Source organism: Amycolatopsis roodepoortensis (assembly GCF_014873915.1).
GTDB classification, from domain to species: domain Bacteria; phylum Actinomycetota; class Actinomycetes; order Mycobacteriales; family Pseudonocardiaceae; genus Amycolatopsis; species Amycolatopsis roodepoortensis.
Genome location: NZ_JADBEJ010000005.1, coordinates 3,604,295 through 3,616,333, shown reverse-complemented (window position 1 = coordinate 3,616,333; position 12,039 = coordinate 3,604,295). Strand labels below are relative to the sequence as shown.

Below are 12,039 nucleotides of genomic sequence, written 5' to 3'. Positions count from 1 at the left end.
ACGCCGTCACGCGCGGCGTGGACGGGCGTCCCCACCGTGAAGCGATCGCAAGATCGAAAAGATCGGAACGGAAAGGGGCGGTGGGCAGTGGACGTACCGGCCACCGGTGCGCCGTCCGGGGGATCCGATGGGCAAGCCGCCTGGAACCGGTTCGAACGAGATCGCACGCTCCGCGCACTGCGGGCCCGCTGGCGGACCGCCAGCCTGGCCGCGGGCTGGCGTTTCCCGAGTGACTGGGGTCTTCCCGAGGTCGACGCCGTCTGCGCGGCGGTGATCAAGAACGGCCGGGTCGCGCCCGCCGAAGTGGCGGAGACCGCCCTCGCGGGACTGGGCCGGGCCCGGGCCGCCGCGGGTGCCGGCCTCGCCGAAACGCTCGCGGACCTCGCGGCGTTGCACGCCGTGCTCGCCGACCCGGACGCCGTGGACGGATTCCTCGCGCCGGATGTCGACTCCACCCCGTCCCGGTTGCTGAGGGTGACGGCGCTCGCCTGGGCGGACGTCGCGACCGATCAGCTGGTGAACACCGAGGTCACCGAACCCCTCACCGGGCTGCCCACCGCCGCCTACCTGAGGACCCGGCTGAGTGAGCTGTACCGCCAGGCCCGCCGCGAAGAGCGGCCGGTCGCGGAGGCGCACACACTGCTCGTGGTCTCGATGGACTTCAGCTCGGTCGCGGGCTGGCCCCGGCTGACCGGGATGATCCTGGTCGCGGACGCGCTCAAGCAGGTGTTCGACGGCGGGGAGAGCGTCGCCTCGATCGGGCCGTCGGTCGCGGGCGCCCTCGTGCCGAAGGACGTGCGGCTCGCTTCGTCCGGCGTCGCGCTGCGAAGGGCGCTCAACGAGCGGCTTTCCGTGGACGCCCAGTTGCGGGACACGGGCCGCCCGCAGATCTCGGCGGTCCGGCTCCCGGCGACCTACGAACTGGCGTGCGATCTCCTCGGCACGCTCGCGCGCTCCTGACGCGGGGTAGCGTAAGACGTTCTCCAGGTCACGGCCGACCCTGTCGACCAGGGACGACCCGGTTCATGATTTCCTGTTCGCGTGACCCGGACTGTTCCCGCCGACGCCAACGGCGACGTTTCGGCGAGCCGCCCGCAGCATCGGTTGTCGCTGCGGAAGTCGCTCGCCCGCTTGTCCGTCCGGCCGAGATCGATCCTGATCCTGTCGGTGATCCCGCTGGTCGCGATCGGTTTCGGGATCTGGGGCTGGCAGCACGAGTGGGTGCTGGGCGTGGACAGCGCGGTCTACCGCGCCGGCGCCGAAACGCTGCTGAACGGCGACCCGCTGTACGACGCGAACACACTTCCGGTGGAGCCGTGGTGGGCGCTGCTGCCGTTCACCTACCCGCCGACCGCCGCGCTGCTGTTCATCCCGCTCGCGATCGTCCCGACGCAGGTCGCCTGGGGGCTCCTGACCGCGGTCTCGCTGCTCGCGCTGGCGCTGTGCGTCCGGATCGCCATCGGCGCGCTGCCGAAGCCCTCGACCGACGGCCCGCGCTGGTGGGCCTCGCCCGCCCGGTCGACGATCGCGTTCTTCCTCGTCTTCCTCGGCCTCGAGCCGGTGTGGCGCACGATCTTCCTCGGCCAGATCAACATCATCCTGATGGCGCTGGTGATGCTCGACATTCTGGTCATCGGGGCACGGGGCAGCCGCTGGGGCGGCGTACTCGTCGGCGTCGCGGCCGCGGTCAAGCTCACGCCGATCGTGTTCCTCGGGCATCTGTTCATCACCGGCCGCCGGATGGACGCCGTCCGCGGGCTCGTCACCTTCGTCGCGATGCAGGGCCTGATGTTCCTGATCATCCCGCACGACGCGGCCCGGTACTGGACCTACACGCTGCCCGACACCGGCCGCATCGGCCCGGTGCACTGGGCGGGCAACCAGTCGCTGAACGCGCTGATGAACCGCTTCACCGAGCTCGCGCCCTGGGCGTCGAAGGCGGCGATGGGGATCGGCGCGCTGCTCGCGATCCCGGCGATCTGGCTGGTGCTTCGTTTCCACCGCAAGGGCCAGGCGCTCGCCGCGATGCTGGTGACGGCGTTCTGGATCCTGCTGATCTCGCCGATCTCCTGGACCCATCACTGGGTGTGGGTGGCGCCGCTGGTCGTCCTGCTGGTCTCGCGGCTGCCGAAGACCACGCCCGCCACCGCGTGGAAACGCTGGCTCGGCACCTTCGCGGTGTTCTTCGTCTTCATCAGCTGTGTGCTGCTGATCCTGCCGAACGGCCGCAACGTCGAGCTGCACTGGCAGGTGTGGCAGAACATCCTCGGCAGCGCGTACATCTTCATGCCGCTGGTGCTGGCGGCGGCGCTGGCCGGGCGCTGGTGGTACCTGCGCCGGAAGCGCGGCACCGCGGACACCGAAAAGCATGCTGAAGTCGCGTCCGGCGGCTGAGGCCCGGCTCGTCGGGATCACGCTGGCGGGTGCGCTCGCCCTGGCGATGCTCGCGCTCGGCGTCGTCGCGTGGCTCGGCGAATGGCACCTCGGCGCGGACAGCGCCGTCTATCGCGCCGGCGCGCTCACGCTGCTGAAGGGTGAACCGCTCTACACCCGCGAGGCGCTGACGACGTTGCCTCCGTGGGTGCTGCTGCCGTTCACCTACACCCCGGCCGCGGCGCCGCTGTTCCTGCCGCTCGCGATCGTCCCGGCCGGGCTGACCTGGGGTGTGGTCGGCGCGCTCTCCGTGGTCTGCCTGAGCGTCGTGATCTCCGTGGTCGCCCGCGCTTGCGGCGCCCCCATCACCCGGTGGTGGGTGCTGCCGCTGGCCACGGCGGGCGCGCTGGCGCTGGAGCCGGTATGGAAGACGATCTTCCTCGGGCAGATCAATCTCATCCTGATGGCGCTGATCGTCCTCGACGTCCTCGTGCTTTCCGCGCGCGGTTCGCGCTGGGCCGGGGTGCTGATCGGGATCTCGGCCGCGATCAAGCTGACGCCACTGATCTTCGTGCCGCATCTGCTGTTCACCGGCCGCTGGAAGGACGCGCTGCGGGCGCTCGGCACGTTCGTCGCGCTCGAAGCCGTGATGTTCGCGGTGATCCCCGGTGACGCCGTCCGGTTCTGGACCGAATCGGCGACCGACCCCAGCCGGGTCGGCTCCGTGCACTGGATCTTCAACCAGTCACTCAACGGACTGGTGAACCGCGCTTCGGAACTCGCGTCGTGGTCACTGGCGGTGGCCGTCGCGATCGCCGCCGTCTTGGCCGTCCCCGCCGTCTGGCTGGTCGTGCGCCTGCACCGCCGCGGCGACCCGGTCGGCGCGCTGCTGGTGACCGCGTTCTACGGACTGCTGCTCTCGCCGGTGTCGTGGTCACACCACTGGGTGTGGACGGTGCCGTTACTCGTCCTGCTCGTCGTCCGCCGATCGTGGGTGCCCGCCGCGGGTGTCGCGGTGCTGTTCGCGAGCGGCTTGATCATGTTCGTGCCCAACGGCGGGGAGACCGAGTTCGGCTGGGGGCTGGGCTGGTCGCTGCTCGGGAACGTCTACGTCCTCACGGCTGCGACCGCCATCACAGGCCTGGCGGTGCGGGAGCTGCGACGCGGGTCCGCCCAGGTCGTGGCGGTGGCGGCCAAGTAATCTCTGCGTCGCAGTGTTGAATGTGGCCTCAGCGGAAAAGAGAACTTCGGCCAGTGGACAAACGAACCGGTCTTCCGATCGTGGGCATGGTGGGCGGCGGACAGCTGGCCAGGATGACCCACCAGGCGGCGATCTCCCTCGGCCAGTCCCTGCGCGTGCTGGCCGCCGGGGAGAACGAATCCGCCGGCCTCGTCGCTGGCGAGGTCGTGCACGGGCACCACACCGACCTCGAAGCGCTGCGCTCGTTCGCCGCCGGGGTCGACGTGCTGACCTTCGACCACGAACACGTTCCCGGCGAGCATCTGCTGACGCTCGCGATGGAAGGCGTCACCATCCGGCCCGATCCGGCCGCGTTGTCGATGGCGCAGAACAAGCTCGTCATGCGCGAGATGATGGCCGGGCTCGAGATCCCCGGCCCCGCCTTTGCCGAAGTGTCCTCTGTGGACGACGTGATCACCTTCGGCGACAAGCACTCCTGGCCGGTGGTGCTCAAAGCGGCGCAGGGCGGCTACGACGGCCGCGGTGTCTGGATGCTCGACACCGCGCAGCATGCCCGCGAGACCGTCCCCGAACTGCTCGACGCCGGAACCCCCTTGCTGGTCGAGGAAAAGGTCGTCATGCGGCGCGAACTGTCCGCGCTCGTGGCGCGGTCGCCGTTCGGGCAGGGCGCGGCGTGGCCGGTGGTGGAGACCGTGCAGTCCGGCGGGATCAACACCGAGGTGCTCGCCCCGGCGCCGGGGCTGAGCCGCGAGCGCACGCAGGAGGCCCAGGACCTGGCGCTGCGGATCGCCGCGACGCTGAACGTGACCGGCCTGCTCGCCGTCGAGCTGTTCGAGACCGACGAAGGCCTGCTGGTCAACGAACTCGCCATGCGCCCGCACAACTCGGGCCACTGGACCCAGGACGGTTCGAAGACTTCGCAGTTCGAGCAGCACCTGCGTGCCGTGCTCGACTACCCGCTCGGCGTGACCGACCTGATCGCCCCCGCCTGTGTGATGGCGAACGTCCTCGGCGCGCCCGAGACCCCGGCGATGGGCCCGGACGAGCGGCTGCACCACCTGTTCGCGCGGTACCCGGACGTCCGCGTCCACCTGTACGGCAAGGGAGAGCGTCCCGGCCGCAAACTCGGCCACGTCAACCTCGTCGGCGACCGCATGGAAGAGCTGCGCGACCGCGCGCTGCTCGCCGCGCACTGGCTTTCCCACGCCGTCTGGCTCGACGGCTACGAAATTCACTAGGAGTAGGAAATGGCGCCGCAGGTTGGCCTGATCATGGGCAGCGATTCGGACTGGCCGACGATGGAAGCGGCCGGGCAGGCGCTGGCCGAGTTCGGTGTCGAATACGAGGTCGGCGTCTACTCGGCGCACCGCACTCCGCAGCGGATGCTTGACTACGCGACTTCGGCCGCTTCGCGCGGTGTGCGCGTGATCATCGCGGGCGCCGGCGGTGCCGCGCACCTGCCGGGCATGGTCGCGTCGGCGACGGTGCTGCCGGTGATCGGTGTGCCGGTGCCGCTGAAGTACCTCGACGGTATGGACTCGCTGCTCTCGATCGTGCAGATGCCCGCGGGCGTCCCGGTCGCCACGGTTTCCGTCGGCGGGGCGCGCAACGCCGGCCTGCTCGCGGTACGCATCCTCGCCGCGTCCGATGAGGAGCTTCAAGCGAAAATGGCGCGGTTCCAGGCGGATCTTGAGCAGCTGGTGCTCGACAAGGACGCCGCTTTGCGCAAGCGCGTCGAAGGCTGACGCATTTCGTCCTCTGGATGCGGTAGTTCGCCATCGAACCACCGCATCCAGAGGACGAAATGCGGGAGGATCAGTCGGCGAGTTGCTTCCGCAGTTCCCGTTTGAGCACCTTCCCGGCGGCGGAGACCGGAATCTGGTCGACGAAGTGGATCGCCCGCAGCCGTTTGTACGGCAGGACGCGGGCGCCGACGGCCTCCAGGAGTTGCTCGGCGGTGACGTTCTCGTCGCTGCGCACCACGAACGCGACCGGCAGCTCACCGACCTCGGTGTCCGGTTTGCCGACGACGGCCGCCGCGGAGACGCCGGGCAGGGTGATCAGCAGCTCTTCGAGTTCGCGCGGAAAGACGTTGTATCCCTTGTACAGCAGCATGTCCTTCTTGCGGTCCACAATGGACAAGTAGCCGTCCTCGTCGAGGATGCCGATGTCGCCGGTGTGCAGCCAGCCGTCGACGAGCGCGGCCGCGTTCTCCTCGGGACGGTTGCGATAGCCGGTCATCACCTGTGGGCCGCGCAGGCACACCTCCCCGCTTTCCCCGGCGGGCAACGGGTCTTCGCCGCCTTCGGCCGGGACGATCTTGACCTCGGTGTCGGGCAGCGGGAGGCCGACCGAACCCACCTTCCGGGTGGCGGAGCGATACGACGGCGCGATGACGGCGCCCATGGTGACCTCGGTGAGGCCGTAGCCCTCGGTGATGATCACTCCGGGGAAGCGTTTCTGCAGGGCGCGGATCATCTCGTGGTTCATCGGCGCCGCGCCGGAACCGATGGTCAGTACCGAAGACAGGTCGGCTGTGTGAAACTCGGGGCAGGCGAGCAGGGCGGCGAACAACGCCGGCGCCCCGCCGATGGTGGTGACCCGAAGCAGTTCGGCGTCGGCCACGTACGCGGCCGGGTCGAAGCGGTCGTGCAGGACGACGGTGCCGCCGTCGAGCAGCGGGACGTTGAGCGCGGCGATGGTGCCCATGGCGTGGAACCACGGCGTCAGGTTGAGGGCGACGCCGGTGCCGATCCGGGAGGGCCATTCCTCCGGACCGCCGAGCTGCTCGACGATCACCTCGCCTGACGCGTCGACAGCGGGGACCGCGCCCAGCCGCCAGCAGGAGCTCTGGAGGCTGTTGACCACGACGTTCCGGTGCGGCAGACACACGCCCTTCGAGCGTCCGGTGGTGCCGCCGGTGTACGCCAGATGGGCGAGATCGCGGTAAATGTCGATCTCGACGTCCGGCCGCTCGTCCGAGTGAGCGGAGTAGAACTCGGTGAACTCGACCTCTCCCGGCGCCAAGGCCTCGGGCGGGTGAACGACGATGCTCAGCCGGACCGACGTCCGGTCACGGACCGAAGCGAGCACGCGGGCGACGGGACCGACGGTGACGGCTGCGACCGCCCCGGCGTCGGCGAGCTGGAAGGCGAGGTCGTCGGGCGGGAGCAGCGGATTCGCCGGGCTGAAGGTGGCCCCGGCGAGCAGCGTCCCGTAGTACGCGACCGGGTACGCCAGGCAGTTCGGCAAGTGGAGCGCGACGACGTCGCCGCTGCCGATGCCCTCGGCACGCAGGGCGTTCGCGAAGCGGCAGGCCGCGCTGTACGTCTGGGCGAAGGTGAGGCTCTGGTCTCCGTGGGCGAAGGCCGTGCGGGCGCCCCAGCGAGCAGCGGCGCCTGCCAGCACCGAGCCGACCGGGACCTCGGGATAGTCGAGCGACCGGGGGAACGGGGTGAGCTCCATCACTCGAACGTACGGACTTTGCGGTCAAAGACACAAGCGCTCGCGATGTCGCACAATGTGAACGAGCGCTAACATCGGTCAAACTCCCAAACGCGGTTAGAAGAGGTGACGAAGGTGTCTGACGGCCCGGGTCTGTACCAGCTTGCCGAAGAGCACGAGGAGCTGCGGGCCGCGGTGCGTGCGCTCGCGGAGAAGGAGATCGAGCCCTACGCGGCCGAGGTCGACGAGGACGAGCGCTACCCGATCGAGGCGTACAACGCGCTGGTCAAGTCGGGTTTCAACGCCGTCCACATCGACGAGGCCTACGACGGCCAGGGCGCGGACGCCATCGCCGCCTGCATCGTGATCGAGGAGGTCGCGCGGGTCGACGCGTCGGCGTCGTTGATCCCGGCGGTGAACAAGCTGGGCACGGTGCCGATCATTCTTTCGGCGTCGGAAGACCTCAAGAAGCTGGTGCTGCCGTCGATCGCCTCGGGCGACGCCTCGGCGTCCTACGCGCTTTCGGAGCGCGAAGCCGGCTCGGACACCGCCTCGATGCGCACCCGCGCGAAGCTCGACGGCGACCACTGGGTGCTGAACGGCACCAAGTGCTGGATCACCAACGCGGGTGAATCGTCCTGGTACACCGTGATGGCGGTGACCGACCCCAACGCCGAGAAGAAGGCCAACGGCATCTCCGCGTTCGTCGTGCACAAGGACGACCCCGGCTTCACCGTCGGCTCGAAGGAGCGGAAGCTCGGCATCAAGGGCTCGCCGACCCGCGAGATCCACTTCGAGAACTGCACCATCCCGGCCGACCGCATCATCGGCGAGCCCGGCACCGGCCTGAAGACCGCGCTGCGCACCCTCGACCACACCCGCCCGACCATCGGCGCGCAGGCGCTGGGCATCGCGCAGGGCGCGCTCGACGCGTCGATCGCGTACGTCAAGGAGCGCAAGCAGTTCGGCAAGTCGATCTCGGAGTTCCAGGGCGTCCAGTTCATGCTGGCCGACATGGGCATCAAGATCGAGGCCGCCCGGAACCTCGTCTACGCCTCCGCCGCGGCGACCGAGCGCGGCGACAAGCGCGGCGGCTACATGGCCGCGGCCGCGAAGGCGTACGCGTCGGACATCGCGATGTCGGTGACGACGGACGCCGTGCAGCTCTTTGGTGGCGCGGGTTACACGCGCGACTTCCCGGTGGAGCGCATGATGCGCGACGCCAAGATTACGCAGATCTACGAAGGCACCAACCAGATCCAGCGCATGGTCATGGCGCGCGCCCTGCTCAAGGGCTGATTCGTTCCCGCGTGAAGGCCCCCTTCCCTCGGCTCAGCCGAGGGAAGGGGGCCTTCACGCGCTTCAGGCGGCGCATTCAGGTGACGAAATGCGCAGGTGAGATCGCCCCTCGGTGAGATGCTTCACGGAAGTACGGCGATCATGGACCGCCGGTGTCACTCTCGAAAGATGTTCTGGTTCGCACCGGTGTCGTGGACACCGCACGACGAGGCCGAGCTGATCGCCGGCTGGCGGTTGTGGCTCGAACTCGGGGATCGCACGTGGCCGACGGCCGCGTGGGACGGGACGGCGGCCGACGTCGTCCGGCCGCTGCGTGAACTGGTCTCGGCCTGCGACGAGATCGAGACGGGCTACCGCGAGGCCGTCGACGAGCCGTCGGAGGGGTTCATCCGGATCATCCAGTTCCTCGTGTGGACCGTCAGCACGGTGATCGAACTGTGGGCCGACGACGAGGTCCCGCTCGACGCCGAGCGGATAGCGTTGCTGCACGCCGATCTGGCCGGGTTCGCGGAGCAGGCCGAGCGGGTGCTGGAGGTGCTGGCCGTCAGCGGAGGCTGGACGGGTCTGGCCGCGGAGCATCGGCGGACGGGTCGCTGAGCGACTCCGGTTTCCCGGCCCAGGCGAACTGCGAACCCGCCAGATACGCGATCAGCGGACGGTCCAGCGAGAGCAGGGTCACCGGGGTCCCGAACGGGTCTTCGCCAGGCGCGATTTCGTACCCAAGCTCGATGAGGGACTCTTCCTCCTCGTCGGACTCGACGTCGTGACGGGTGACACCGTTGTCGACGGACCACCTGCCATCGAGGGTGCGATGGAACTTCACGACCAGTGCGTCCGGAGTCGCCCAGGTGAAGCGTGACACCGAGAATCCGGTGCTCCAGCTCTTCCAGTAGAACCATCCGGAGCCGTCGCGGCGGAACGCCAGGTCGACGTACTCGACGCTGCCCGGATGCAGGATTTCATCCGACCACAGGCCGGTCAGCCGTTCGTCCGCCACGGACGAGAGTCTGCCGTACGGGGTTCCTGTCGGGTACCTGTCGATCACGCTCCGGAGGTGCCGTCGGAGGCGTCCGGTGCCCTACCGTGATCCGGGTAAGTTGAATATTCACCGACCAGAAAGCTGATACCCGATGTTCGCTCGTTTCAAGGATGTCGCCCTCCTGCTCGGCCGGATCGGTGTCGGTGTGGTCTTCCTCGCACACGGCCTGCAGAAATGGGAAAACGGGATCGACGGCACCGCGAAGTTCTTCGAGCAGACCGGAATCCCGCTGCCGACGCTCGCGGCGATCTTCGCGATCGCGGTGGAGATCGTGGGCGCGATCTTGTTCATCGTCGGTTTCCTGACGCCGCTGGTGGGCCTCGGCTTCGTCGTGGTCTCCGTCGGTGCCCTGCTCTCTGTGCACCTCGACAACGGCCTCACCGGTCAGGGCGGCTACGAACTCGTCCTCGTCCTGGCGGTCGCCGGGCTCGCGCTCGGCTTCAACGCCGGCAAGCTGTCGCTCGACCACGCCCTCTTCGGGCGTAAGCGTGAGGCGAAGCAGCTCCAGGACGCGTGACCCTCGAGATGAAGGGGCCTTGCGAAAGGCCCCTTCATCTCACGTCAGGACTGGAGATCCGCCGTCGTCCGCTCGGCTTCGCGCCGGGAGGCGAGTTTGGCCGGATCCGCGTCGGTGACCTGGACCAGATGCGCGCCTGCCGCCAACGGCGTCAGGAACCCCGCGAGAATCCCTTCCTCGCCCTCCCAATCCACAGTGGACAGAACACGATCCTCCGCGGACAGGCCCGCGAAAGACGCGCGAGAGCGGGCTTCGGCGAGCACCTCGTCCACAGTGGACGAACCCAGCGCCGGAGTGTCGCCGGGCACGGGGAACAGCGGGCTGAACTGGTCACCCGAAAGCCGGGCTTCGGTCAGGTAGTCCAGCGCCCCGTCCGGCACGGAGCCGGCGGGCAGCCCGAGGCCCATCGGGTGCAGCGAGACGACGGCCGTGGCCGACGCGTCGGACGTGCCGCCCGGCGCGACGAACGCCACCCGCGCGCCCGCGGTCTCCGTCACCACCCTGGCGCCGCACCACCACGCGCCCAGCAGGACACCGGCGGTCTGCCAATGCGACGGCAGCACCACGGCGACCTCGTCGCCCGGCTCGACGTCGAACTCGTCGACCAGCCAGTTCGCCGTCTTGGCCGCCCAGTTCACCGTGGTCGCCACGGACAGTTCGACCCGGCTGCCCTGTTTGTCGTCGTAGTGCGTGATCAGCGGTTTCGCGGGCGACCCGAGCACGGGCCGCAGCAGCAGTTCGGTGAGGCTCACACCACGACGTTAGTTCACGCAGGGAACGCTCGACGCGGCGAGCACTCCAGCCGCGCCGGGAGCGCCGCCACCGCCGCCCCGGCCCGCCAGGCCGGAGATGAAGGTCCGCACGGCGGCGAGGTCGATCTCGACGACGCTCTGGCCGTCCGCGCTGCGGCCGTTGATGTTCACCACCGGGATGGTCGTGAACGTCAGATCGCCCGACGCGATCCCCTTCGCCTGTTGCGCGAACTCCAGCAGGTCCAGCCCTTCGTCGAGGACGATCGACCGGCGTACGACGTCCATCAGGCCCGACATCGTCGACGGGCTGGTCAGCGTCCCGGCCGAAAGCACCTGGTTCAGCGCCGAGGACAGGAACGTCTGCTGCCGCACGATGCGGTCGAGGTCGCCGCGCGGCAGGTTCTTCCGCTGCCGCACGAAGGAAAGCGCCTCGCCGCCCGACACGGTCTGTTCGCCGCGCCGGAAGTTCGCGCCCGAGTCCTTGTCCTCGGTCGCGTGGTTCAGGCAGACCTTGACGCCGCCCAGCGCCTCGGTCAGCAGGTAGAACCCGAGCAGGTTGACCTCGGCGTAGTGGTCGATGCGGATCTGCGTCAGTTCCTGAACGGTCTGGACCAGTGCCTTGCGGCCTTCCTGATCGGAATCACGTTCGAGTTTCGCCTGATCGGTTTCCCTCTTATGGGCGTTCGCGTAGTTGGTCTTCGCGGTGCCGTACGCCGAATTGATCTTGTTCGGGCCGCGGCCGGGGATGTCGGTCCAGGTGTCGCGCGGGATCGAGACGCCGGACGGTTTCCCGCCGTTCTTCGGGATGCGCAGGATGATGATGGTGTCGGTGTTGACGCCCGCCTTCTCCTCGGTGCGCAGCTGCTTGAGCACGCGCAGTGGCAGCGGGTTGCCCTGCGCGTCGGTCCGCGCGTCGCTGCCGACCAGGAGGATGTCGGTCGCGCCGTCGTCGGCGGGCGGCGCGGCGGGGTCGTCGGGCTTGCTCAGGGCGTTCGTCGTGGGGACGTTGTTCTGCAGCTGGTCCTTGGTGACGTACGCGTAGCCCGTCGTACCGAGGGCGAGCAGGGACACGAGGCCGACCGCGATCCGCCGGGTGTACCGGCCGGCGCGGCGCAGCGGGCGCTCGGGCACGTCGAGCACACCCGAGACCGGCTCGTCTTCGTCCTCGGCGGGGGCCGACGGCTGGGGGAGCGGCGGATTCCGCGGGTACGGCGTCGGGACGAGCTTTTCGTCACTCTCGGTGTCCGAATCGACGTCCTCTTCGGACTTCGATTCTTCGGCGTCCAAGTGCTCAGAACGGTCGTTGACGCTCTTGTCCTCGTCGCTCATCCCTGATCACCTCCCCTGGCGCGGTAGCTGTTCGATAGTAGGAGAAGGCTAAGCCACCGTGAGGGCGGCCACGCTGAGTACCCGG

The 12,039-nt window shown here is 69.0% G+C and carries 12 protein-coding genes; 8 read left to right on the top strand and 4 right to left on the bottom strand.

Annotated features, from left to right (window positions below):
* Nucleotides 1-87: 87 nt before the first annotated feature.
* From H4W30_RS36220 to purE, 5 genes are all read left to right on the top strand, one after another.
* Nucleotides 88-960: a PleD family two-component system response regulator gene (locus H4W30_RS36220; RefSeq protein WP_126735175.1), complete on the top strand. Its 873-nt coding sequence runs from the start codon at nt 88-90 to the stop codon at nt 958-960.
* An 81-nt stretch (nt 961-1,041) separates the two neighbouring features.
* Entirely contained in the window at nt 1,042-2,394 is a 1,353-nt protein-coding gene (locus tag H4W30_RS36215) for a glycosyltransferase 87 family protein (protein WP_126735174.1), read from the top strand.
* Entirely contained in the window at nt 2,369-3,574 is a 1,206-nt protein-coding gene (locus H4W30_RS36210; RefSeq protein WP_192746643.1) for a glycosyltransferase 87 family protein, read from the top strand. The genes H4W30_RS36215 and H4W30_RS36210 overlap by 26 nt, the downstream gene beginning before the upstream one ends.
* 53 nt (nt 3,575-3,627) lie before the next feature.
* Entirely contained in the window at nt 3,628-4,812 is a 1,185-nt protein-coding gene (locus H4W30_RS36205; protein WP_192746642.1) for a 5-(carboxyamino)imidazole ribonucleotide synthase, read from the top strand.
* A 9-nt stretch (nt 4,813-4,821) separates the two neighbouring features.
* The gene (purE, locus tag H4W30_RS36200) at nt 4,822-5,319 is read left to right on the top strand and encodes a 5-(carboxyamino)imidazole ribonucleotide mutase (RefSeq protein ID WP_192746641.1); all 498 of its coding nucleotides are present in this window, start codon (nt 4,822-4,824) and stop codon (nt 5,317-5,319) included.
* Between the two features lie 70 nt (nt 5,320-5,389).
* Here purE and H4W30_RS36195 read toward each other — a convergent pair whose 3' ends face one another.
* Entirely contained in the window at nt 5,390-7,039 is a 1,650-nt protein-coding gene (locus H4W30_RS36195) for a class I adenylate-forming enzyme family protein (RefSeq protein WP_192746640.1), read from the bottom strand.
* Between the two features lie 105 nt (nt 7,040-7,144).
* Between H4W30_RS36195 and H4W30_RS36190 the strand changes: the two genes are divergently transcribed.
* Together H4W30_RS36190 and H4W30_RS36185 are read left to right on the top strand one after the other, a co-directional pair.
* On the top strand, nt 7,145-8,317 hold the full coding sequence (locus H4W30_RS36190; protein ID WP_192746639.1) for an acyl-CoA dehydrogenase family protein: 1,173 nt from the start codon (nt 7,145-7,147) through the stop codon (nt 8,315-8,317).
* A gap of 168 nt (nt 8,318-8,485) precedes the next feature.
* On the top strand, nt 8,486-8,914 hold the full coding sequence (locus tag H4W30_RS36185; RefSeq protein WP_192746638.1) for a hypothetical protein: 429 nt from the start codon (nt 8,486-8,488) through the stop codon (nt 8,912-8,914).
* Here the strand turns inward: H4W30_RS36185 and H4W30_RS36180 are convergent.
* A complete protein-coding gene (locus H4W30_RS36180; protein ID WP_192746637.1) occupies nt 8,862-9,314 on the bottom strand; it encodes a hypothetical protein in 453 nt (150 codons plus the stop codon). The genes H4W30_RS36185 and H4W30_RS36180 overlap by 53 nt on opposite strands.
* Before the next feature lie 133 nt (nt 9,315-9,447).
* On the opposite strand from H4W30_RS36180, the gene H4W30_RS36175 reads away from it, so the two are divergent.
* The gene (locus tag H4W30_RS36175) at nt 9,448-9,873 is read left to right on the top strand and encodes a DoxX family protein (protein ID WP_007031884.1); all 426 of its coding nucleotides are present in this window, start codon (nt 9,448-9,450) and stop codon (nt 9,871-9,873) included.
* Nucleotides 9,874-9,917: 44 nt separating this feature from the next.
* Here the strand turns inward: H4W30_RS36175 and H4W30_RS36170 are convergent, their stop codons facing one another.
* Nucleotides 9,918-10,625 carry a TIGR03089 family protein gene (locus tag H4W30_RS36170; RefSeq protein ID WP_192746636.1) on the bottom strand — a complete coding sequence of 236 codons (708 nt, stop codon included), beginning with the start codon at nt 10,623-10,625 and terminating at the stop codon, nt 9,918-9,920.
* Nucleotides 10,626-10,634: 9 nt separating this feature from the next.
* Nucleotides 10,635-11,954, bottom strand: a complete 1,320-nt coding sequence (locus H4W30_RS36165) for an LCP family protein (RefSeq protein ID WP_192746635.1) — start codon at nt 11,952-11,954, stop codon at nt 10,635-10,637.
* Nucleotides 11,955-12,039 lie beyond the last annotated feature (85 nt).

Coding starts and splice junctions, on each gene's coding strand:
- H4W30_RS36175 (WP_007031884.1), top strand. CDS start 9,448: ATGTTCGCTCGTTTCAAGGATGTCGCCCTCCTGCTCGGCCGGATCGGT.
- H4W30_RS36165 (WP_192746635.1), bottom strand. CDS start 11,954: ATGAGCGACGAGGACAAGAGCGTCAACGACCGTTCTGAGCACTTGGAC.
- H4W30_RS36185 (WP_192746638.1), top strand. CDS start 8,486: ATGTTCTGGTTCGCACCGGTGTCGTGGACACCGCACGACGAGGCCGAG.
- purE (WP_192746641.1), top strand. CDS start 4,822: ATGGCGCCGCAGGTTGGCCTGATCATGGGCAGCGATTCGGACTGGCCG.
- H4W30_RS36210 (WP_192746643.1), top strand. CDS start 2,369: ATGCTGAAGTCGCGTCCGGCGGCTGAGGCCCGGCTCGTCGGGATCACG.
- H4W30_RS36195 (WP_192746640.1), bottom strand. CDS start 7,039: ATGGAGCTCACCCCGTTCCCCCGGTCGCTCGACTATCCCGAGGTCCCG.